Raw genomic sequence first — 21,356 nt, forward strand, 5'->3', positions numbered from 1 at the left:
GTGGTCCTGCGCTCCTCGATCTACAAGAAGCCCGCTCAGCTGCGGGCCATGGTCGAGCCCGGTCTGATCACCGCCGCCGCGCTGGATGCCGTGCGCGAGCTGATCGCCCCCGGCGTCACGACCCTCGACCTGGATGCCACTGCCTCCGCCGTCATCACCGGGCGCGGCGCGAAGTCGAACTTCCAGATGGTGCGGGGATACCGTCACACGATCTGCGCATCGGTCAACGAGCAGGTCGTGCACGGCATCCCGAACGACCGTCCCCTCCAGGCGGGGGATCTGCTCTCCATCGATGCCGGGGCCGAGTTCCGAGGCTGGAACGGCGACTCGGCGTTCACCGTGGTCGTCCCCGGCGACGCTCCGGACGAGATCGTCGCTCCTCGGCGACGCCTGTCCGAGGTGACCGAGGGTTCGTTGTGGGCCGGCATCGCCGCGCTCAGTCGTGCCGCGCACCTCGGCGAGGTGAGTGCTGCCATCGAGGGATACATCGAGGACAACGCGCCCGATGGGGGTTACGGCATCCTGCGCGACTACGTCGGCCACGGCATCGGCCGCAAGATGCACGAGTCGCCGAGCGTCTTCAACTACCGGGTGCCGGATCGTGGCGCCGAGGTGCGGCCCGGACTCGCGGTCGCGATCGAGCCCATGGTGGTCATCGGCGATCAGGAGACCCGGGTCGAAGACGACGGGTGGACGGTCTCGACCATCGACGGCACAGCCGGCTCCCATTGGGAACATAGCGTCGCCGTGCACGATGGAGGAATCTGGGTCCTCACCGCGTCCGACGGCGGTGCGGAGAAGCTGGCACCCTTCGGTGTGGTGCCGAAGGAGATCGACTGATGATGATGGCCGCGGCTCGCAAGTCCACGAACTGGTTCGCGATCGGGGTGACGGCGGCCGCAGTGGTCGTCGTCCTCGTGATCGGCGGAGTGGTGTGGTTCGCCAACAACCAGGCGACGTCGCCGGGGACGGTGCCGCAGTCCTCGGCGGTCAACGCCGACACAGGCGCGATCGCCGTGGGTTCCGGCAGCCAGACGGTCGACACCTACATCGACTTCATGTGCCCGATCTGCAACTCGTTCGAGCAGGCCTACGGCTCGACGCTCCAGCAGCTCGTCGACGACGGCACCATCACCCTCAACATCCACCCGATCTCGATCCTCGACGCGCAGTCGCAGGGCACGCAGTACTCGACGCGCGCCGCGAACGCCGCCTACTGCGTCGCGGTCGACGACCCGGCGAACGTGTCCGCTTTCGTCACGGCGATGTACGCCCAGCAGCCCACGGAGGGCACCTCCGGCCTGGATGACGCGACGCTCGCGACCATCGCGAAGAACGCGGGAGCCTCGGATGCCGTGAGCTCCTGCATCACGGACGGGACGTACACGAAGTTCGTGACGGCGATCACCAAGAAGACGCCGTCGCAGACGGGGTCCGGGATCGCGACGCCGACGATCGCCATCAACGGCACGGTTCTGGTCAACCAGACCGATCTCACCGGCGACCCCCAGAAGGACATCGTCGATCGCCTCAACGGCTGAGTCGATGCGGCGAGTTGCCGCATCGCGCTCTACCACGTATGATTGATCTTTGGTGCGTTGCGCCTTTATTGGCGTGTCGTAGCACCGAATCCCCATCCACCGCAGACCGGCCGGTCTGCAATGAGCGTGAGCGAGTTTATGGCGAAGAAAGACGGTGTCATCGAGATCGAGGGCACGGTGTCCGAGGCACTGCCCAATGCGATGTTCCGTGTCGAACTGACCAACGGTCACAAGGTGCTCGCCACCATCTCGGGCAAGATGCGGCAGAACTACATCCGCATCATCCCAGAGGACCGCGTCGTCGTCGAACTGAGCCCATACGACCTCACGCGCGGTCGTATCGTCTACCGCTACCGCTGAGCCCGGCCGAGAAGTAACGAACCGCTCGCGCGGATCGAAGACAGCGAACAGGAACACCCCCATGAAGGTCAACCCCTCCGTCAAGCCCATCTGCGACCACTGCAAGGTGATCCGTCGCCACGGGCGCGTCATGGTGATCTGCAAGAGCAACCCGCGTCACAAGCAGCGCCAGGGCTGAGTGCGGACCGGACTCCAGGTCCGGCCCGACTCGACGACAGACTTCCAACTGAATACACAACGGCAGGATCAGAACCCGCGATGCGGGGGACACCTCGGGGCGGAGGCCCGGGCACCGATCCTGCTCCACACCTCCACGACACTCTGAGGAGAGCCGCATGGCACGTCTCGCCGGCGTCGACATCCCGCGCGACAAGCGCGTGGTGATCGCACTTACCTACATCTACGGCGTGGGCCGTACCCGCTCCACCGAGATCCTCACCGCGACCGGCATCAGCCCGGACGTCCGCGTCAAGGACCTCACCGACGACCAGCTGGTCGCGCTGCGCGACCACATCGAGGGCACCTACAAGGTGGAGGGTGACCTCCGTCGCGAGGTGGCCGCCGACATCCGCCGCAAGGTCGAGATCGGTTCCTACGAGGGCCTGCGCCACCGCCGCGGCCTCCCTGTGCGCGGTCAGCGCACGAAGACGAACGCGCGTACCCGCAAGGGCCCCAAGCGCACGGTCGCCGGCAAGAAGAAGGCGCGCTAGGCCTCCGCCGGCGCAGGATTCAGGAGAACCGCACATGGCACAGGCCAAGTCCGCCGCGCGCAAGCCGCGCCGCAAGGAGAAGAAGAACATCGCCGTGGGTCAGGCCCACATCAAGTCGACGTTCAACAACACCATCGTTTCGATCACCGACCCCTCCGGGGCCGTCATCAGCTGGGCATCGTCCGGCGGCGTCGGCTTCAAGGGCTCGCGCAAGTCGACGCCCTACGCCGCTGGCATGGCCGCGGAGTCCGCCGCCCGCCAGGCGCAGGAGCACGGCGTGAAGAAGGTCGACGTCTTCGTGAAGGGCCCCGGCTCGGGTCGCGAGACCGCGATCCGTTCGCTCACGGCCGCCGGCCTCGAGGTCGGCTCGATCCAGGACGTGACGCCGCAGGCGCACAACGGCTGCCGTCCGCCGAAGCGCCGCCGCGTCTGACGCATCGTTCCCGGGGAGTGCTCGTCACTCCCCGGGAACGTTCGCGCTCCCGCGCATCCCAGGACACCCGGATGCCGGCGGCCGTCGGGCCGTCAGCATCCGGCGAGTACAACTCAACACCTCACCCCATTACACGTGTCATATAGCGGGCACGTGATCGAAAGGAACACATAGTGCTCATCGCACAGCGTCCCACTCTGACCGAGGAGAAGATCGGGGAGTTCCGCAGCCGTTTCGTCATCGAGCCGCTCGAGCCCGGCTTCGGTTACACGATCGGCAACGCGCTGCGTCGCAGCCTCCTGTCGTCGATCCCCGGCGCGGCCGTCACGAGCATCCGCATCGATGGCGTCCTGCACGAGTTCAGCACCATCCCGGGCGTGAAGGAAGACGTCACCGAGATCATCCTGAACATCAAGCAGCTCGTCGTCTCGAGCGAGCGCGACGAGCCCATCACGGCCTACCTGCGCAAGACGGGTGCCGGCGAGGTCACGGCGGCGGACATCTCCGCACCCGCGGGCGTCGCGGTGCACAACCCCGAGCTGGTCATCGCGACGCTCAACGACACCGCGAAGTTCGAGCTCGAGCTCACCATCGAGCGCGGCCGCGGCTACGTCTCGGCGACCCAGAACCGCAACGAGTACGCCGAGGCGGGTCAGATCCCGATCGACTCGATCTACTCGCCGGTGCTCAAGGTCAGCTACCGCGTCGACGCGACCCGTGCCGGTGAGCGCACCGACTTCGACAAGCTCGTCCTGGACGTCGAGTCGAAGCCGTCGATCGCCCCGCGCGACGCCGTGGCGTCGGCCGGTCGTACGCTCACCGAGCTGTTCGGTCTCGCCCGCGAGCTGAACGTCGAGGCCGAGGGCATCGAGATCGGCCCCGCGCCGGTCGAGACCGTCCTCTCCAACGAGCTGTCGATGCCGATCGAAGACCTCGACCTCTCGGTGCGCTCGTACAACTGCCTCAAGCGCGAGGGCATCAACACCGTTTCGGAGCTGGTCGCCCTCTCCGAGACCCAGCTGATGAACATCCGCAACTTCGGTCAGAAGTCGGTCGACGAGGTGCGCGACAAGCTCACCTCCCTCGGCCTGTCGCTCAAGGACTCGGTGCCCGGTTTCGACGGTGCACAGTTCTTCGGCGGCTACGACGACGAGACCGTCTGACCCGTCGGACCCGACCGAACCTTCCTACTGGAGTAACACGACATGCCCAAGCCCACGAAGGGTCCCCGTCTCGGCGGCGGCCCGGCCCACGAGCGCCTGCTTCTCGCGAACCTCGCGGCGGCCCTGTACACCCACAAGTCGATCAAGACGACCGAGACCAAGGCCAAGCGCCTGCGTCCGCTCGCCGAGCGACTGATCACGTTCGCGAAGCGGGGTGACCTCCACGCCCGCCGCCGCGTCCTCTCGGTGATCGGTGACAAGGAGGTCGTGCACACCCTCTTCACCGAGATCGCTCCGCTGGTCGCGGACCGTGACGGCGGATACACCCGCATCACCAAGGTCGGCAACCGCAAGGGCGACAACGCGCCCATGGCCGTGATCGAGCTCGTCCTCGAGCCCGTCACCAAGAAGCCGTCGGCGTCGAAGTCCGCGGCACCCGCTGCGGCTGCCACGCCCGCTGCCGAGGAGACCCCCGCCGAGGAGACCTCGACCGAGGAGACCCCCGCCACCGACGAGGCTGCCGACGCCGGCGCCGAGTCGCAGGAGGAGGGCGCGGCCGCCGAGGCCGCCGCCACCGACGCGGTCGAGGACGACGCCAAGGCGTGATCCTCTGCTTCCTGAACGAGGCCCTCTCCCGCTGGGGAGAGGGCCTCGTTCGTCATCCCGGGGCACGTAGGCTGAACGGGTGCGCATCCGTCTCGACATCGCCTATGACGGCACACATTTCCGCGGGTGGGCGCGGCAGCCGGACCTGCGCACCGTCCAGGGAACGCTCGAAGACGCCCTGAGCCGCATCGTCGGCGGAGAGCCGCGATTGGTCGTCGCCGGACGGACGGATGCCGGGGTGCACGCCTCGGGTCAGGTCGCTCACGTCGACCTCGATGAGGCGCAGGTCGCCCGCCTTCCGCGCCGGCGTCGCCAGGGGGACGAGCCGGACGGCGTCACGGCCCTCGCGGGCCGGATCCGAGGCGTCCTGGGCGCCTATCCCGACGTCACGGTCCATCACACGGTTCCGGCCCCGGCGGGGTTCGATGCCCGCTTCTCCGCCGTCTGGCGTCGCTACGTGTACCGCATCGCCGATCTCGGAACCGGGTACGACCCGCTCGAGCGTGCGCGGACCACCACCGTCAAGGCACACCTGGACGTCGCGGCCATGGATGCCGCAGCCCGGAGCCTCATCGGTCTCCACGACTTCGCCGCCTACTGCAAGGCGCGCGAGGAAGCCACCACGATCCGCACACTGCTGGAGTTCGATTGGCACCGTGACCCCGCGGGCGCACTCCTCGCCCATGTGCGCGCCGATGCCTTCTGCCACAGCATGGTGCGTGCACTGGTGGGCGCGTGCGTGGCCGTCGGCGAGGGCAGGATCAACCCGGAACGCGTCGTCGCGATCCGTGACGCGGGAGCGCGTCTGCCGGACACGAAGGTCCTCGCCGCACGCGGGCTCGTGCTGGCCGAGGTGGGGTATCCGGCGGACGAGCTGCTGGCATCCCGGGCCGAACAGACGCGGAATCGGCGCGACGCCGACGACATCGGTTCGTGAGCGTTGTGCAACCCTCAGCAAGCTGAGGGCTGCGCCTTCTAGGCTGGCGGGGCCATGAAGGTCATTTCGTACAACTTGCGCAAGCATCGCGCGGCGGGCGAGCTCGCCGCCCTCGTCGACGCGCACGCGGTCGACGTCCTGTGTCTGCAGGAATGCGACACCCGCGACATCCCCGCGGAGATCTCCGGGCTGCGTCTCGCGGAGGCCACGCAGCGCAACCGGCTCGGACTCGCCGTGTACTACCGCGAGAACACGTTCCGTGCGGTCGAGGTGCGGTCGATCGCCCTCAAGAAGTCCCTGCACGACTACGTGCTGAAGCCGGCGGAGGAGCGCATGCTGGGTGTCCGCCTGCGCGACATCGACGACGGTCACGAGATCATCGTCGCCTCCTTCCACGCGGCACCCCTCACCGCGCTCAACTCCCTGCGCCGCCATCAGATCCGCACCGCGTTGGCGGAGCTGCAGAACCTCGGTCCCGGGTTGCCCGCTCTCATGGTCGGCGACTACAACTACCCGGTGTTCAAGGAGAACCTCGGGCAGGCGGTGCGCGACCAGGGATACGAACTCACCCTCAGCGACTCGCGTACCTACACGCGCTACCGCTTCTTCCGGGGTCACTACGACTTCGCGACGTCGATCGGTTTCGACATCGCACACATCCGCACCCTCCCGCAGGGGCTGAGCGACCACCTGCCGATCCTGATCACCGCGGAGGTCGAGGGCAGCCGCCCCGCGGTGGCCTCCTGAGCCGACCGGAGACCGGTACCTCGCCGGGCGTCGGCGACTCAGACGTCGAGATCGTGCCGGTGACGTCGGACGGTGGCGCCCACGGCGATCGCACCGCCCGCGAGCGCGAGAGCGCCGCCCCCGATCCAGAACCCCAGCGCGGGTGCGCCCCCGCCGGGGACGCTGGCGGAGGCGTGGGTCGTGGTGTCATCGGGGGAGCCGTCCGCCGCCGCGTGGGCGATGGACGGGAGGGCCAGGACGGCTCCGGCGGCCAGAGCGGCAGCGGCCAGGGAGCGGACCAGCGTGTTCTTCATGCGGCACCCACAAGCATCGAGGACGGGAGACCGCGCACGTCGCGTGCAACGGGCCGGCGGTGATCGCCCCCAGCGCGATGCGGATCCGCCTCTTCGACTATCCCCCATCCGTACACGGCGCGCCACCGATCGGCGTTTCGATTGCGTAAAGGATCGGCGTCGTCTGCGCCACCCGTCGCCCAGCCGCGGGCGTCGACGCCCGAGGCCGGGCGTGGCTCCCTGAGCCCTCGCGACCCGTTGCCGCCTAGACTCGACGGAAGACCACAGGAGGATTCATGGGGGACCGGGTGCGCCGCGGCCGAGCCGCGCTGGGTGCGATCGGCGCGGGGACGATGCTGCTCGCGCTGGTCGGGTGCGGCGCGCCGCCGTGGGCGCAGGGCGGTGGGCAGACGACGCCCTCCTCCTCGCCGACGGTTTCGGCCTCCACCACTCCGGTTCCCACGCCGGTGCCGAACGACCTTTCCAGCGGTTCCACCGAGAAGAAGGTGACCGCCGGCGCCATCGCCGCGACGGTGAAGTACTGGTCCACGCTGTCGATGGACCGCTGGACGGCGACGGCGCTGAAGCCGGTGAGCATCTCGATGGACACCACCGTCACGCCCAACGACGGGCAGCAGGTCTATCTGCAGAGGGCGACGATGACGGTCGTGCCGGGCAATGCCACGCAATCGTTCGCGCCGCTGACCCCGCAGGTCGATCAGAGCAACCCGCCCGGCTACGTGGTCCTGTCGCCGTACAGCTACTCGCAGACGTTCAACGTGGGGGAGGTCCCCGCCGAGGCGACGTTCGTGACGCTCCAGTTCACGTACGAGTTCCTCCTTCAGACGACGCCTACCTCGAGCGACTTCGCCAAGCAGACCGCCAGCGACACCCTCACCGTCGCCATCGCCCGCGACGCCACGCCCGAAGGCTGATCACGCGCGAACGCGCTCCCACCGGTCGCCGCCGAGTCGCGTCGCCGTCATCGCGGCGTCCTCCGCCCGGCCTACGAGTTCGTCGAGGTCGTACCAGGCCGACTCCGCCGGCACCCACCCGATGCTCGCCGAGAGCTGCAGGTCGGCCCAGTCGTCGGCATCCATCTCGGTCACCCGTCGCAGGAGAGTGCGCACGTGCTCGCGGAGCACGGGCCCGGGGCGACAGACCACCACCACCAGGCGACCGCGCGCCGGACGCCCGATGTCGGCCTCCGCGGGGAGCGTGGCGGCCACGACGGCCTCGAAGGCCGTGGTGATGCGGTTCCAGCCGTTCTCGCCGATCGTGCTGCGGATCTGGTCGGGGTCGTCGAGGCGGATCGCCAGCACGTTCCAGGAACTCTCCTGTGCCCGACGCGCGCGGGTGAGCCGATCCTCCGCGGTCACGGAGAACTGCGGCCACGAGCGCGCCGCGCGTGTCCCGACGGGCGAGACCGAGGTGAAGTACAGGACGCTCACCGTCGCGCACACGAGGTAGATCAGCATCGCGAGGCCGTTGAGGATGCGGGGGAGCGTGAGGTCCTGCGCGCTCGAGGGCAGCGCCAGACCCGCCACGACGATCGCGCCGGCGAGGGCGACGAAACCGGCGGACACGACGGTCAGGGGCAGCGCGAGTCGCTCGAACCGGTCGGCGGCACGACGGACCTCGGCGATCGTGAGTCCGGCGAAGATCGCCGCCGCCAGGAAGGCCACGCGGAACGTCATCCCGTACACCTGGGGGTCGACCGCGAGCACGAAGGCGACGGCGGTCGCGATCGACTGCAGCACGGCGATCCACGGCAGCGCCGGAACGTGCCGCCGGGCGCGGAAACCCGACCAGATGAGCGCGGGAGCCCCGAGCATCAGACCGAGTCCCGCGCGACGGACGGCCTCGTCGCCGACCACGGAACCGGCGACGGAGATCCACGTGCTCGACATCGCCAGTACGAACGCCAGCGACCACAGGAGCGCGGCACGGGACGGTCGGTGCAGGAAGCCGAGACCGATCACCATCACGGTGGCCAGGGTGGCGACGGTCGCCTGGGCGAGCCCGAGATTGGCGAGCGTCTCCTGGGCGGTCATGCCTCGGTCGCCCCCGACCGCGAAGGCAGACGCACCGTCACGGTGGTCCCCGTCCCGACCTCGCTCTCGAGCTCGAGCGATCCCCCCTGCTCTTCGACGATGCTGCGGACGATCCCCATGCCCAGGCCCGTGCCGGGGGTCGGGCTCTCGCGTGCCGCCCGGGCGCGGAAGTACGGGTCGAAGATCCTGGGCAGTTCGTCGGGGTGGATGCCGATGCCGGTGTCGGCGAACGTGAGCTCGACGTGGTCGTCGAAGACGTGCCCCGTGATGTGCACGCTGCCTCCGCCGGGGGTGTACTTGATGGCGTTGCTGAGGATGTTGTCGAACGCCTGGCGCAGGCGGAACCCGTCGCCCACGACCTCGGCCGAGAGGGGGAGGTCGTCGGTCACGCTCACGCGGCGCGCGGCGGCGGCCGGGCGGAACGACTCGAGCGAGGAGGCGATGATGCGACTGGCGTCCGCCGTCGCGGCCGACTTCTCTTCGCGGAACACCCCGCGGGAGTTCGCCAGGATCTCGGAGATCAGTGTCTGCATGCGTTCCCCGGCGCCCGCGATGACCTCGAGCTGCTCGCGCACCTTGGGCGTCAGATCCGGGGCGTCGAGTGCCAGGTCGGCGTGGCCGATGATGGCCGTGAGGGGGTTGCGCAGTTCATGCGACACGGTCGCAGCGAGACGCTCGCGCGCCCGCTCCGCCTCGATGAGGGCGGTGACGTCGTGGACGATGAGGAGCGTGCTCTCGGGCTCGTCGGACGAGACCAGGCGCCGGGTGGACGCGGACAGGGCGTGCCAGTCGCCCTGGGCGTCGAACAGCCACACCCGTTCGTCCTCGAACTGCTCGCCCCGCGCCGCGCGCGCGAACGGGCGCTCCGAGTCGGGCAGCGGTTCGCCCCGCAGGGTGGCGTACTCGACGGCTCCGCCGGGCCGCGACGGTTCGTCGCGCTCGATGCCGTAGAGGTTCACGTACGTGTCGTTGAGGGCGAGCACCTCGCCGTCGACCGACAGCCGGGCGATGCCCGTGTCGAGACCGTTCAGCATCTGCGACACACGACGTTCCTGTCCGGTCACGCGTTGCAAAGTGCCCTGCAGCCTGCTGGCCTGGCGTCGGAGGAGTTGTTTGAACGCGCGCGTCTGGCGCGACGACAGATACGCCGTGATGGCGATGAACGTCAGGGACAGGAGCACCACGATCAGGCGCAGTGCCGTGGCGGGTCCGGCGCCGTTGACCGAGGCGTCCGCGACGATGATGACGCCGACCGCGGCCAGCGAGGCGATCATCATGCTGAGGACGAAGTGGGTGGCGATCCACGTGATCGGGAACACCCAGAAGAATCCGAACCGCAGGTCCGTCCCGAAGCTCAACAGCCCGATGCCGACGATGTCGCCGAACGGGATGAGGGCGACCGCATTCCGCGGCAGTCGGTGCCAGGGCACCATGATGGCGACCGCGGTCAGCGCGATGACGACGCCCACTCCGGTGGAGAACGTCCATACCGCGAAGAGGGACGGTTCGAGCGCTTGGACGAGCAGGACGGTGATGACCACGCTCGCGCCGAGGACCAGCTGCAGGAGCCAGACCGAGCGTGTCCGGCTGCTGGGTCCGCTCGCGTCGTCGGACTCGGAAGCGACCGGCGACGACGCCGGCGGAACGCTCCTCACGGCTGCCATGTGATCGAGTGTATAGACGATGGTGTAGTCTTCTGCGCGCCATCCTGTCTCTGCTCGCCCTTCGCGTCCTACCCGTCGCGTCGTCCGGTCAGACTCCCCCTGAGGCCTGCATCCCGCAGCGTGATGGTCGTCTCGTCGACCTCTGCGCACCCGCGCCCTCAGACCCGGGAGATACCTGTGAGCAGCTCCACTCACCGTCGTACCGTGCGAGCCCTCGCGCTCGCCGCCGTCGTCGCGCTGGGCGGCCCGATCACCCTCTCCGGGTGCACGCAGGTCGTGGACGCCTTCAACGCCATCCAGGCCCAGACCTCCGGTGGCGGGCAGTCGGTCGTCGTCGCCACCCCCGCACCGCAGTCGACGGCGTCCGCGATGCCGTTCGACTCCCGATTCACCTATGACGGGTCGGTGTCGCTGTCGTCCGAGGTCGCCGACGGTCTCGAGCTGCGCCTGGACGTCTGGGCCGTCGACCCCAAGCGCACGATGGAGTGGACGACGACGAACGAGAAGCAGTTCGGCTTCGCGCTCAACGTGCACGACCACCGCGTCGACGAGAAGGCGGTGCTCACCGAGAAGCGTCGCGTCTACATCTCCTCGGTGTCCATCACCTCTCAGACCGCCCAGACGGGCGGCCAGGTGTCGAACCCGTTCCAGTTCAGCGCGGACCCGCGCACGCTCGTCCCCACGGACACCCTGCGCTCGGACCGTGGTCTGCTCCTGAACAGCTTCCAGGGCGGTCTGCTCGTGCCCACGACCTCGATCCGCCAGCTGCCCAACGACACGTACGGCATCACGCTCGAGTTCGCCCTGAACATCGCCGTCGAAGGCTCCGCGAACTCCGATACGTCGTTCACCCAGCAGACGGTCTACCAGTACCTGCCCATCGCGATCTTCGAGTCCGACGGCGCCACCGCCGCCGGTCAGGCCACCGACTCCGGCACCAGCACCGGCCGGGCGCCCGGATGGGGTCAGACCACCGACCAGGGCTGAGTGCCCGGCGAGCCCCGGTTCAGGCGTGGGGCACCGCGCTCGAACCGGGACGCAGCCGACGGCTCTCCATCAACAGGGAGAGGTCGTGCACGTCCGCCACGGCGTGGTGCTCGAAGGTCAGGTCGGGCGTGTCGGTGTAGTCGATCAACGGCATCTGCCCCGCGAACGTCCGCCGTACGCCGGCCTCCACCTCGGTGCGGGGCGTCGACCCGGCGTGCAGCACGAAGACGGTGTCGCGGGCGGGGACGCCGGCCGCGGATCCGGGCAGCGCCTCGTGGGCGGCATCCACGAGGACCGTGATCATCTCCTCGGCGCGACCGGAGCTGTGCGCCGCGCGGATCAGATCGATCTCCGGGATGCGGACGACGGCGACGTGGACGCGCCCGTGGGCGCGCAGGAGATCGTCCGCGGCCTGGCGGAGGCTTCGACGGTCGTGCGCGCGGGTCCCCGGTGAGGGGTCGTCGTCGAGCTGCCGCCCCAGGCGCACCGATCCGAACCCCATCCCGACGATGGCCAGCGCACTGAGGATGGTGGTGATCTGCGTCGACGTCGTGTGCTGCCAGAGCGCCGACGACATCCCGGCGACGGTGCCCACGACCAGCCGGTAGAGGTTGAACGTCCCGAACACGACCAGGGTGGCGACCAGGACGCGGGTTCCGGAGAGGTCGCTCAGCGGTCGGCGCGCGAACTCGACGGAGGCGAGCGCGGCGAAGATCACGAGTCCCGCGGTCTTGATCAGCGTGGCCTCGTCCAGCGGAACGACGAAGGTGACGGCCAGCATCAGGATGCCGACGGCTCCCGTCGTGGCCGCCCCGATGCCGCGGCGCGCGTTGAGGCGCCGGGCGCCCGCCCAGGCCAGCCCGACCGTCACCACGTTGGTCGCGTTCCCCACGGCGGCGGCGAACGTTCCGCCGCCGGCGACCTCCGCGACGTTCGCGAGAGAGCAGGCCAGCGCCGAGATGGCGGCGACGCCCATGTACCGCACGAGCTCGGCGCGCGGCCCTCCGCGGTCGTCTCCGTGGCGGCCGTGCGCCAGGAACAGCGCGGCACCCGCGACGGAGGCCGCGGCGATGGCGGCGAGGAGGTCGAGGACGACCATCGGTCGGAACTCTCCCTGTGCCGGGGCCCCGGGGGAATCTTGAGGAAACCTTGCGGGGACGATGGTCATGTTCGGCTGTTGCCTTGCGGTGAACCTATCAGAGTGGGACACGGCTGAACCGCCGCCCCTCCGACAGGAAGACACCGCCATGACCGATGCGCGCAGCTTCGCTCCCCAGACCCGGGCGCTCACCTACCCCGTGGGCGGCACGGCGAGTCCCGTCGTCGAGGAGCACGCGTTCCCGGACGACTTCGCCTCGGTCCTGGAGCACTCCACGGTGCACCGCTCGACGATCGGATGCGTCATCCCGGCGTACAACGAGGAGGAGTCGATCGCGGAGGTCATCGAGGCCCTGCTCGGCCAGACCCGCGTGCCCGACGTCATCCACGTCGTCGTCAACAACACCTCCGACGCGACGGTCAAGATCGCCTCCGAGTACAGCGGGCCGCACGAGATCACCACCGAACTCGGTGAGCAGTTCACCGAGGTGTTCGTCCACGACATCGGCAAGAACCCCGACAAGAAGGTCGGCGCCCTGAACTACGGCTACTCGCTGGTCGAGGGGTACGACTACCTGCTCGGCGTCGACGGTGACACCATCGCCGACAGCAAGGCCGTGGAGTACCTCGAGACCGAGGCCGTGTCCGACTCCCGCATCGGCGGCATCTCGGCGATCTACACGATCGACGACAAGCCGATCAAGGGTCTCGTGGCACGCTTCCTGACGGCGGGTCAGCGCACCCAGTTCGCCGCGTTCAACCTGCAGAACCTGCTGCGCGGTCGCAACATGGCGGTGCTGGGCGGCCAGTTCTCGATCTTCTCCACCAACGCCCTTCGCGAAGCGATGAAGCAGAACCACCAGGTCACGCCCTGGGTGAAGGACTCCGAGGTCGAGGACTCGCTGCTGTCGCTGCAGATCAAGAGCGCCGGCTACCTGACGAAGATCAGCCCGTACGCCCGCGCCAATGTGGGCGGCATGACGACGCTCTCGGGTTACGACGCGCAGCAGGTCAAGTGGACCTACGGCGCCATCGAGCTCATGTGGCCGGGGCAGCGCGGCGACACCAAGGGTCAGCCGTTCCACCCCAACCTGCGTCTGCGGTGGTTCGAGAACTTCGGCATGTTGACGAACCTCTTCGTGCGAGTCGCGTTCCTGACCCTGCTCGCCGGGTCGCTGTCGATCAACGCCTTCGTCTTCTCGCCCCTGTGGCTGATCCCGCCGGTGGTGGCGATGCTGCTGAACCTGCGCATCGCGCGCACGATGGCCGCGGTCAACCGCACCGATGTCCTGTTCGCCGTGCTGTTCTTCCCGGCCGAGATCTTCATGTGGATCCGTATCAGCCACTTCGTCCGCTCGTGGACCCGCTTCCTCTCGCGGAAGAAGGTCGACAACTGGGCGATGCAGGCCAAGGCGGAGCGCGGTGGGGGACTCGGTCACTGGGCTCCGATGGTGGTCCTCATCGCCGTCGCGATCGCGCTCGCCGTCATCTGGGTGCTGGTCGGCCCGATGGTGCAGTCCTCGATCCTCTGGATCGGCTGGCCCATCGTCGGTGTCGTCACCGTCCTGCAGACCCTCCTCATGTTCTCCAAGCTCGTCCGTCGTCACCACGGATACAAGGTCTGATCGCGACCCGAACGCATCAGAGATAAAACGGATGCCTCGGCCCTGGGGAGGGTCGAGGCATCCGTGATGTCCGGGGTCGGTCAGGGGGCCGCCAACAGCTCCGACGTGAGGCGATAACCCACGCCGCGCACGGTCTCGATGTACCGCGGGTTCGCGGGGTTGTCGCCGAGCTTGCGACGGAGGTTCGTCATGTGCGCTTCGATGGCGCGCTTGTCGGCCTCGCCGACGAAGTAGCTGGTGACGTAGGACTCGCCGCGGAGCACGAGTGTGAGGTCGGCCTTGCTGCGCACGCGCCGCTTGGATTCCATGAGCGTCGCGAGGAGATCGAACTCCGTGCGGGTCAGGTCGAGTTCGAGGCCGTCGACGCGGACGATGCGGCTGTCGGGATCGAGCTGGAGGTCGCGGTGGACGATCCACTGGCCGCCGGTCGGGGTCAGCTCCCCGTGCGCGCGGGGCGCGACGTCGGTGCCGGGGCGCGTCGCCAGGTCGTTGCCCGGCGGCGTGGACCACGGATCCGGGCCCTGCGACGACGGCACGACGACCGGGGCGCCCGGCAGGGGTGCGGCGGGGGCCGGTGCCTGTTCGACGTGCGGGACGGGTTCGGGTGCCGGGCGCGCGGCCGGGAACGACGGCCCCACGCTGTCCTGGCGCGGACCCGGGACGGCGGCGCCTCCGGCGCGCGGGCGGCGCAGGAGCGCCTCGATGCGCGCACGCAGCTCGCGAGGACGGAAGGGCTTCACGACGTACTCGTCGGCACCCGCGCCGAGGCCGAGGACGACGTCGGCCTCCTCTTCGAGCCCGGTGAGCATGACGATGTAGGTGTCGCTCTGCTGGCGGATGCGCCGGGCGGCTTCGAAGCCGTCGATCCCGGGCATGTTCACGTCGAGCGTGGTGATGAGGGGTTGATAGGCGATGACGGCTCGCACGCCGTCGATCCCGTTGCCGACGGACACGGTGGAGAAGCCGGCCGATTCGAGCACCTCGACGAGGAGGTGGCGGATGTCGGGGTCGTCCTCGACGATCACGGCCGTCTTCAGCATCTCGGTGCTGTCGCTCATCCCACCACTCTTCCGGGTTTGCACGGATGTCGTGCCCGCGATCTCCCCCGAGTCACGGCGACCGCAGTGCGGCCGAGCCACATCTTTACATACTTAGTGGCGCTTACGGGTTAGCTCGTGGCGCGTAGGGGTGAGATCAGCGGCTCTCGCGCGTCAGCTCGACGGCGGCATCCGGCCACCACTTTCCCGCGACGGGGCCGCCGTTGCACTCGCCGTCGCTCTCGCCGGGGGGCTTGATCCACAGGGTCGTGTCGACCACGCCGTCGCCGTACGCGCCGCTGGCCGCTCCGACGAGCCGACCGGCGGGGTTGCACCACTCCGCCCCGGCCGGACCCGCGCCGTTACGGGAGGTGTCGATGATGGCGTGCGTTCCGCCGAGCAGCTCGGAGAGCTGGTGGGCGTAGGCGAACTCGTCCGCGGTGTCCTGGTAATTGGAGACGTTCAGGGCGACTCCGCGCACGTCGCCCATGAGACCGGTGGAGCGCAGAAGGTCGGCCATCTCGGTCGCGGGATGCCACGCCGAGTGGCCGCCGTCCAGGTAGATCCACGTGTCGACGCCGCGGATGTTGTCCACCGCGGTGCGCAGGTATCCCGCCCGGTCCTCGAGTGACCCGCAGGACGGAGCGAGGGCGATGCTGTCGGGTTCGAGGACGACGATCTTCCGTACGTCGGAGGCATTGCGCAGCGCATCGCCGATCCGCGCCGTCCATTCGCGGTAGGCGTCCGGATCCAGCCCGCCGGCGGAGTGATTGCCGCAGTCGCGGTCGGGGAGCCCGTAGACGGCGATGGAGACGGTGGCATCCTGGTCGCGCGCCTCGGCCGCCAGGTGTGCGATGCGATCCCACACCTCGTCGACCGGGTCGATCTCGGGGGTCAGCCAGTAGGTCGTCGGCTGGGCGGCCAGCCACGCGGCGGCGTCCGCCTCGGGGGAGCCCGACTGCTCTTGCGCCGCGGCTTTCGCGGCCTTGGATTCATCGGGGGTCACGATCCGCGTGTCCACGGCGGGGGGCCGGGCCGACAGGGTCTGGAAGAGATTGGTCACCAGCGAACCGACGACGGCGATACCGATCAGGAGCGCGACGACGAGCACGACAGCCCCCGTCACCAGGACCGGCCGCGGTATCCGACGCCGACGGCCCGGGCGGTGCGCTCTCCCCACTCTGAGGACTTTAGTCGAGCGTCGGGGGGCGGCGGTCGTGTGCGACCGATCGTGCGGTGGGGCGCGGATTCTGGACCCGATCCGATAATTCCCCGCACGCGTGCGGCCCCGCCGTATTGGTTAGGTCGGTGGAGCGGATACGCTGTCGGGGTGGGCAAACTGGTTTACGACGCGCTCGGTCACTCTTTCGACATCGAGGACCGCACGCTGGCTCACCTGCGCCTCGTGTTCATGAACAAGCTCCGCCGCGGCGAGCCGTTCATGTTCCACTTCCCGCTCGGAGACGGGAGCGGTACGCGCACCCTCTGGATCCACCCGTCGATTCCGCTCGTCTTCCACTTCTACGGCAGTCGTCCGCCGCACGTGAACCGCCGCTGGGTCGACGAACTCATGCACGAGGCGAGTTCGGCGAACGGGCTCACGGTCGTGGCGGAACCCGACCCGGATGCCGTGGAGCCCGTGCGCGTCTGAACCCGCTCAGCGGCACTCGGCGTCGACGACCTCGCGGACGCGATCGAGGAAGTCCGCCAGTTGGTCGGCCGCTCCGGGCGGGAGGTCCAGCGCGAATTCGCGGATCCGGGCCGTGACGGGGTCGATCGAGTCGGCATCCGTGTCGCGGTCGAAGGGGACGACGAACTTGCTGCGCCGGTCCGCGGGGTTCGCCACGAAGCCGATGAGCCCGCCGGCGGCCAGCCGATCGAGCATGCCCGTGACCGATGCCGTCGAGACCGCGAGGGCCTGGGCGATCTCGGTGGGGGTCACAGTGGCGCCTTCGTCGGCCCGCTCGAGGATCAGGCGCATCGCCGCACGGGCGTTCTCGCTGGGTCCGCAGTCCGTCTGCCGCCGTCGGGCCAGGCGCGCCTCGGCGAGTCGCAGTCTCTCGACGGCGCGGGCGGCGACTGTCGAAGGGTCGTCTTCAGTCACGATCGTCATGGCTCTCCTGTAAGGGTCCGGCCGCCCGATGCGACAGTCTAGTTAGGCAAACGAGATTTCAGCGATGCGATAGACCTGGCGTAGCCCCTGGTGAACAGAAAAGAAACTTGGCGCGTGCCGGATATTCCTGCGTGATTCATTAGGCAATAGTTAGGCAACCTAGTAAAATATGAGATGTCGAAACTCCGGAAGGAGATGCTCATGGGCCTACTGTTCTACGGGTCGTCCGAGCGCCCGATCCGGATCCCGGACCGAGTGCTCGCGCACGTGAAGGTCGTGATCGCGACCAAACTCCGCCGCGGGGAGAGCTTCACGATGTCCTGGCGCCACCCGGACGGCGAAGAGGGCGGGCGCAGCACGATCTGGATCCAGCCCTCGATCGCCCTCCGATTCGTCTTCGGCTCGGTCGAGCCCGAGATGCTCGATCCCGCGCTGCTGCAGTCGTACGCCAACTCGGCGAACTCGTCGAGCGGCCTGACGATCGACCTCGATGTCTCCGCGCCCGCCGAGGCGGCCGAGGCCGCGCGCCGGAGCGCCTGACGCGCGGACATCCTCTGCGTCGTCGGCGCCGTCATGTCACCGTCGGCCCGACGCGTGCCGGTGGGCGATGACGGACATCCACTCCATCCCCGGACACGGCGGTGCCGAGCGGCCGCGCAGGCGTTCCCACGCTTCGACGTAGATCCCCTCGAGGAGGGATGCCGCAGTGTCGGCGTCGCGCGTGAGCGTGAGCAGGACCGCGTACACGCGGGGCGACGTGGCGTCGTAGAAGTCGACGAAAGCGTCGCAGTCGCCGGTCGCCGCCCGCACCAGGAGGGCGTCCAGGTCGATTCCGCCGAGCTCCGCGGCGGGGCTCTCCGTGAGCGTCATGGGCACCTCCTTGCTCGACGTGTGCTCAGTCAATCGGCCCGTGCGCTCAGCGTCCGGGGGTTGCGCTTCCGGTGCGCTTCGCGTAGCGCCCGCCGCCGATACGCGACGACTCCCGACGGCGGCCCCGTCAAGCCCGGCCGACTCGCCCGTGGGCGCCTCTAGCCTGACGCCATGAGATCGTTCGTCCGATGGGGCCTGGCCCTGGCAATGACCTTCGCCGGAGTGGCGCACCTCACCTTCGCCCGCCGCGACTTCCAGGCGCAGGTGCCCGACGCGGTCGTGGAACGCGGGCCGCTCGATCGTGATGCCGTGGTCGTGGCATCCGGGGTCGTCGAGATCGCGTTCGGGGTGGCTCTGATCGCGCTGCCCCGGGAGCGGCGGCGCATCGGCGCGGCGCTCGCTGCGTTCTACGTCGCGATCTTCCCCGGCAACGTCGACCAGTGGCGCAAGAAGCGCTCGGCGTTCGGACTCGACACCGACCGCCGCCGTTTCGCGCGCCTGTTCTTCCAGCCCGTGCTCGTCGCCGCGGCGTGGTGGTCGACCCGCTGATCCGACGATGACCGATGTCGTCAGCCTCGAGTTCGTCTTCGACGCGGATGCCGACGCCGCCATCCGTCGCGAGTGGGCGGTCCTGGCCTCGGCGGGGTTGCCCAGTCAGGCCCGGCACACCGGTCCGACCAACCGCCCCCACGTGACGCTGCTCGTGCGCCCGTCCCTTCCCGACCTCGCCGCGGACGGACTGTCCGATCGGCTCCCTCTTCCCGTCACGCTCGGCGCCCCCGTGCTCTTCGGCACCGGTCGGACACGCGTGATCGCACGCTCGGTGGTTCCGAGCGCCCCCTTGCTCGGCCTGCACGCGGCCGTGCACGCTCTCGCCGGTGCCGGCCAGGACGCGCCGCACACGGCGCCGGAGGAGTGGACGCCGCACGTGACGCTCGCGCGCCGCGTACCCCTCGACCGTGTCGGCGAGGCGCTCGCCGCGCTGGGCGGCGAGGGCGGCGAGCCGATCGGAGCCCGCGCGATCGGCATCCGGCGCTGGGATGCCGCCACGCGGACGGTCGCACACCTCGCCGGACGTGGCACGCTGGAATCGTGCTGAACGACGACGCCCTGGCCTTCCTCGCCGAGTACCACCTCGCGACGCTCTCGACCGTGGGTCGCTCGGGTCGCGTGCACTCCGTGCCGGTGGGCTTCACCTACGACGCGGGCGTCGTGCGGGTCATCGGCTCGCGCGGGACGCAGAAGTTCGTGAACGCGGAGCGTTCGGGGAGGGCGTCGGTCTGTTCGGTCGACGGGAGCCGGTGGATCAGCTTCGAGGGTCCCGCGCGCGTGAGCGACGATCCCGAGGCCGTCGCCCGTGCCGTGGACCTGTATGCGGCGCGCTATCGTCAGCCCCGCGTGAACCCCGAGCGGGTGGTGTTGGAGCTCACCGTGGAGCGGGTGCTCGGATCCGCCCCGTTCCGAGCCTGAGCGGCGTACCCTCGAAGCATGTCCTCTCTTTCCCCCGCGATGCCCCCCGGGCGTGAGGGGGTCGTCGGCGTCCGCATCGCCGACGGCAGAGGCGCGATCGGAGCCGTGGCCCTCGCCGCCTGAGCGGCGACGTCGCGCGACCTCGGTGTCGCGCGCCCACACCCGCGTTCGACGTGCGTCGGCGCGGCATCCTCCGCTCGCCCGTGCACGACGCGGGCGTCCTCCGACCGGAGCCTCTCCGGTCCATCGATGGGACCCTCATGATCGCCCTCACCGAATCCACCGTCCGATCCAGCTTCGTCAACGTCTCGCTGCGCGAGCGCAAGGCGATCGTCCTCCCCGCGGATCTCGCGGAACGCGACTGGGACCGCCTCGACTACTTCGGCTGGCGCGACCCCAAGTCGCCGCTGCTGGGGTTCATCGTCGCCGAGATCGACGGGAACGCCGTGGGCCTGCAGCTGCGTCAGGCCGAGCAGCCCACCCGGTCCCGGCCGCAGTGCTCGTGGTGCTCGGACGTGACGTTGCCCAACGACGTCGTGTTCTTCTCGGCTCGGCGCGCCGGGGGCGCCGGCAAGGCCGGCAACACCGTCGGCACGCTTCTGTGCTCGCGTTTCGAATGCTCCGCGAACGTGCGTCGTCTCGATCCGCCCGCGTACCTCGGCCACGACGCCGAGGCGGCGCGGGATCGTCGTATCGAGTCGCTTCGCACGCACGTCGACGGATTCTTCCGCGACCTGATGGCCGGGTGACCCGAGTGCCCCGGACCGTCCGGTCCGGGGCGCTCCCCGCGGGTCGACCTGCGCTCCCGCCCGGTCAGCCGGCCGGGCAGTTCTCGAAGGCGTACTCCGCCGCGTCGGGTGTCGACAGTCGTCGATCGCGCAGCACGGTCGCCGCGGGCGTCGCCTCGTCGGCGCACATCTGCGTGAACGGTCGGGGCAGCTGATCGGTGTACTCGATGTCGATCACGTGGGCGCCGTAGACGTCCGTGTACGCGGCGCACTCGTCGTACGCCGCGCACTCCTCGGCCACGGCGAAGTCGAAGCCCGCGGCATCCCGGAGCCGGTCGGCGAACTCGGCGGCGTTCTTCTGGCCGGCGGCGAGCCCGGCGTCATGCGCCACGGCCACCAGTGCGGCGGCGACGGCGGCGTTGTCCTCGAAGGAGAGTGCACCGTCGGTGCGCGTGAACGTGTCGAGGTTGTCGAACTCCACCGCCTGGAACCCGGATGCCGCGCACCCGCGGATCCAGGGCGCGACGTGCTCCACCACACGCGCGCGCGTGCCCTCGGTCGAGGTGTCGACGAGGCGTTCGTCCGGCCAATCGGGATCGACCACCGGCTCTCCATCGCGCTCGAGGAGCGTCCCGTCCGGCCACTCGGCACTCTCGCCGGGTTGGGTCTGGAACGCGTTGACGTAGCAGACCGAGTACAGGCCGTCCGCCGGGGCGGCGGTGCGGTCCCGGACGACGACGGTGACGCCGTCGGCCGGGGGATAGGGCGCCCCGAGCTGGTAGTCGACCCGCGCGTCGGTCGGAAAGGCGGCCGGCGAGTCGGGCGTGCGCGCGGCATCGTCCGAGCCGCACGCGGCGAGGAGGAGCGCCAGCCCCGCGACGGCGACGAAGAGCACGGCACGCGGCATGCGTCCACCCTACGGTTCGCCGCCTGGGATACTC

General features: G+C 69.5%; 28 protein-coding genes. 19 read left to right on the forward strand and 9 right to left on the reverse strand.

Going from position 1 to position 21,356, the window contains the following annotated elements:
- The 10 genes from map to QM517_RS11585 all read left to right on the forward strand — a co-directional run bounded on the left by map (position 1) and on the right by QM517_RS11585 (position 6,497).
- Positions 1–840 carry a type I methionyl aminopeptidase gene (gene map / locus QM517_RS11540; RefSeq protein ID WP_283287531.1) on the forward strand — a complete coding sequence of 280 codons (840 nt, stop codon included), beginning with the start codon at positions 1–3 and terminating at the stop codon, positions 838–840.
- Positions 840–1,541, forward strand: coding sequence for a DsbA family protein (locus tag QM517_RS11545; protein WP_175627533.1), 702 nt, complete (start codon positions 840–842; stop codon positions 1,539–1,541). The genes map and QM517_RS11545 overlap by 1 nt, the downstream gene beginning before the upstream one ends.
- Positions 1,542–1,679: 138 nt before the next feature.
- Positions 1,680–1,901, forward strand: a complete 222-nt coding sequence (gene infA, locus QM517_RS11550; RefSeq protein WP_013583992.1) for a translation initiation factor IF-1 — start codon at positions 1,680–1,682, stop codon at positions 1,899–1,901.
- A 61-nt stretch (positions 1,902–1,962) separates the two neighbouring features.
- A complete protein-coding gene (rpmJ, locus tag QM517_RS11555; RefSeq protein WP_005050492.1) occupies positions 1,963–2,079 on the forward strand; it encodes a 50S ribosomal protein L36 in 117 nt (38 codons plus the stop codon).
- Between the two features lie 157 nt (positions 2,080–2,236).
- Positions 2,237–2,611 (forward strand): 30S ribosomal protein S13, encoded by a 375-nt coding sequence (rpsM, locus tag QM517_RS11560; RefSeq protein ID WP_063256596.1) that lies wholly within the window; start codon positions 2,237–2,239, stop codon positions 2,609–2,611.
- 34 nt (positions 2,612–2,645) lie between these two features.
- Complete coding sequence (gene rpsK / locus QM517_RS11565; protein WP_013583990.1) at positions 2,646–3,044, forward strand: 30S ribosomal protein S11; 399 nt, start codon at positions 2,646–2,648, stop codon at positions 3,042–3,044.
- 173 nt (positions 3,045–3,217) lie between these two features.
- Positions 3,218–4,207, forward strand: coding sequence for a DNA-directed RNA polymerase subunit alpha (locus QM517_RS11570; protein ID WP_283287538.1), 990 nt, complete (start codon positions 3,218–3,220; stop codon positions 4,205–4,207).
- Between the two features lie 42 nt (positions 4,208–4,249).
- Positions 4,250–4,813: a 50S ribosomal protein L17 gene (gene rplQ / locus QM517_RS11575; protein ID WP_077049568.1), complete on the forward strand. Its 564-nt coding sequence runs from the start codon at positions 4,250–4,252 to the stop codon at positions 4,811–4,813.
- A gap of 79 nt (positions 4,814–4,892) precedes the next feature.
- Entirely contained in the window at positions 4,893–5,750 is an 858-nt protein-coding gene (gene truA / locus QM517_RS11580) for a tRNA pseudouridine(38-40) synthase TruA (protein WP_283287541.1), read from the forward strand.
- A gap of 54 nt (positions 5,751–5,804) precedes the next feature.
- Positions 5,805–6,497: an endonuclease/exonuclease/phosphatase family protein gene (locus QM517_RS11585; protein ID WP_077049566.1), complete on the forward strand. Its 693-nt coding sequence runs from the start codon at positions 5,805–5,807 to the stop codon at positions 6,495–6,497.
- Positions 6,498–6,535: 38 nt separating this feature from the next.
- Here the strand turns inward: QM517_RS11585 and QM517_RS11590 are convergent, their stop codons facing one another.
- Positions 6,536–6,790, reverse strand: a complete 255-nt coding sequence (locus tag QM517_RS11590; RefSeq protein ID WP_077049565.1) for a hypothetical protein — start codon at positions 6,788–6,790, stop codon at positions 6,536–6,538.
- 275 nt (positions 6,791–7,065) lie between these two features.
- Here QM517_RS11590 and QM517_RS11595 point away from each other — a divergent pair, with 275 nt between their 5' ends.
- Positions 7,066–7,704: a hypothetical protein gene (locus QM517_RS11595; protein WP_283287542.1), complete on the forward strand. Its 639-nt coding sequence runs from the start codon at positions 7,066–7,068 to the stop codon at positions 7,702–7,704.
- Here QM517_RS11595 and QM517_RS11600 read toward each other — a convergent pair whose 3' ends face one another.
- Positions 7,705–8,823 carry a hypothetical protein gene (locus QM517_RS11600; protein WP_283287543.1) on the reverse strand — a complete coding sequence of 373 codons (1,119 nt, stop codon included), beginning with the start codon at positions 8,821–8,823 and terminating at the stop codon, positions 7,705–7,707.
- Positions 8,820–10,487 carry a sensor histidine kinase gene (locus tag QM517_RS11605; protein WP_278103670.1) on the reverse strand — a complete coding sequence of 556 codons (1,668 nt, stop codon included), beginning with the start codon at positions 10,485–10,487 and terminating at the stop codon, positions 8,820–8,822. The genes QM517_RS11600 and QM517_RS11605 overlap by 4 nt, the downstream gene beginning before the upstream one ends.
- Positions 10,488–10,664: 177 nt before the next feature.
- On the opposite strand from QM517_RS11605, the gene QM517_RS11610 reads away from it, so the two are divergent.
- The gene (locus QM517_RS11610; protein ID WP_077049562.1) at positions 10,665–11,474 is read left to right on the forward strand and encodes a fructose 1,6-bisphosphatase; all 810 of its coding nucleotides are present in this window, start codon (positions 10,665–10,667) and stop codon (positions 11,472–11,474) included.
- Between the two features lie 19 nt (positions 11,475–11,493).
- Here the strand turns inward: QM517_RS11610 and QM517_RS11615 are convergent, their stop codons facing one another.
- Positions 11,494–12,573 (reverse strand): hypothetical protein, encoded by a 1,080-nt coding sequence (locus QM517_RS11615; RefSeq protein WP_283287546.1) that lies wholly within the window; start codon positions 12,571–12,573, stop codon positions 11,494–11,496.
- Positions 12,574–12,721: 148 nt separating this feature from the next.
- Between QM517_RS11615 and QM517_RS11620 the strand changes: the two genes are divergently transcribed.
- The gene (locus QM517_RS11620) at positions 12,722–14,197 is read left to right on the forward strand and encodes a glycosyltransferase family 2 protein (protein WP_077049560.1); all 1,476 of its coding nucleotides are present in this window, start codon (positions 12,722–12,724) and stop codon (positions 14,195–14,197) included.
- Positions 14,198–14,277: 80 nt separating this feature from the next.
- On the opposite strand, the gene QM517_RS11625 is transcribed toward QM517_RS11620, so the two are convergent.
- Both QM517_RS11625 and QM517_RS11630 read right to left on the reverse strand, forming a co-directional pair.
- Positions 14,278–15,255: a response regulator transcription factor gene (locus QM517_RS11625; RefSeq protein ID WP_283287548.1), complete on the reverse strand. Its 978-nt coding sequence runs from the start codon at positions 15,253–15,255 to the stop codon at positions 14,278–14,280.
- A 136-nt stretch (positions 15,256–15,391) separates the two neighbouring features.
- Positions 15,392–16,360, reverse strand: coding sequence for a glycoside hydrolase family 6 protein (locus QM517_RS11630; RefSeq protein ID WP_283287550.1), 969 nt, complete (start codon positions 16,358–16,360; stop codon positions 15,392–15,394).
- Between the two features lie 204 nt (positions 16,361–16,564).
- Between QM517_RS11630 and QM517_RS11635 the strand changes: the two genes are divergently transcribed.
- Positions 16,565–16,885 (forward strand): DUF7882 family protein, encoded by a 321-nt coding sequence (locus QM517_RS11635; RefSeq protein WP_077049559.1) that lies wholly within the window; start codon positions 16,565–16,567, stop codon positions 16,883–16,885.
- 6 nt (positions 16,886–16,891) lie between these two features.
- Here QM517_RS11635 and QM517_RS11640 read toward each other — a convergent pair whose 3' ends face one another.
- Positions 16,892–17,347, reverse strand: coding sequence for a MarR family winged helix-turn-helix transcriptional regulator (locus QM517_RS11640; RefSeq protein WP_077049558.1), 456 nt, complete (start codon positions 17,345–17,347; stop codon positions 16,892–16,894).
- 174 nt (positions 17,348–17,521) lie between these two features.
- On the opposite strand from QM517_RS11640, the gene QM517_RS11645 reads away from it, so the two are divergent.
- Complete coding sequence (locus tag QM517_RS11645) at positions 17,522–17,887, forward strand: DUF7882 family protein (protein WP_283287551.1); 366 nt, start codon at positions 17,522–17,524, stop codon at positions 17,885–17,887.
- 36 nt (positions 17,888–17,923) lie between these two features.
- Here QM517_RS11645 and QM517_RS11650 read toward each other — a convergent pair whose 3' ends face one another.
- Entirely contained in the window at positions 17,924–18,217 is a 294-nt protein-coding gene (locus tag QM517_RS11650) for a hypothetical protein (RefSeq protein ID WP_077049556.1), read from the reverse strand.
- Positions 18,218–18,388: 171 nt separating this feature from the next.
- Here QM517_RS11650 and QM517_RS11655 point away from each other — a divergent pair, with 171 nt between their 5' ends.
- The 4 genes from QM517_RS11655 to QM517_RS11670 all read left to right on the forward strand — a co-directional run bounded on the left by QM517_RS11655 (position 18,389) and on the right by QM517_RS11670 (position 20,436).
- Positions 18,389–18,766, forward strand: a complete 378-nt coding sequence (locus tag QM517_RS11655; protein WP_278103677.1) for a DoxX family protein — start codon at positions 18,389–18,391, stop codon at positions 18,764–18,766.
- 7 nt (positions 18,767–18,773) lie between these two features.
- Positions 18,774–19,316 carry a 2'-5' RNA ligase family protein gene (locus QM517_RS11660; RefSeq protein ID WP_283287553.1) on the forward strand — a complete coding sequence of 181 codons (543 nt, stop codon included), beginning with the start codon at positions 18,774–18,776 and terminating at the stop codon, positions 19,314–19,316.
- The gene (locus QM517_RS11665; protein ID WP_083734914.1) at positions 19,310–19,687 is read left to right on the forward strand and encodes a PPOX class F420-dependent oxidoreductase; all 378 of its coding nucleotides are present in this window, start codon (positions 19,310–19,312) and stop codon (positions 19,685–19,687) included. Before QM517_RS11660 ends, QM517_RS11665 begins: the two co-directional genes overlap by 7 nt.
- 260 nt (positions 19,688–19,947) lie before the next feature.
- Positions 19,948–20,436: an FBP domain-containing protein gene (locus tag QM517_RS11670; protein ID WP_077049553.1), complete on the forward strand. Its 489-nt coding sequence runs from the start codon at positions 19,948–19,950 to the stop codon at positions 20,434–20,436.
- Positions 20,437–20,500: 64 nt separating this feature from the next.
- Here the strand turns inward: QM517_RS11670 and QM517_RS11675 are convergent, their stop codons facing one another.
- Positions 20,501–21,322, reverse strand: a complete 822-nt coding sequence (locus QM517_RS11675; RefSeq protein ID WP_077049552.1) for an endo alpha-1,4 polygalactosaminidase — start codon at positions 21,320–21,322, stop codon at positions 20,501–20,503.
- Between the last annotated feature and the right edge of the window lie 34 nt (positions 21,323–21,356).

The organism is Microbacterium sp. IEGM 1404, assembly GCF_030056775.1.
Classification (GTDB): domain Bacteria; phylum Actinomycetota; class Actinomycetes; order Actinomycetales; family Microbacteriaceae; genus Microbacterium.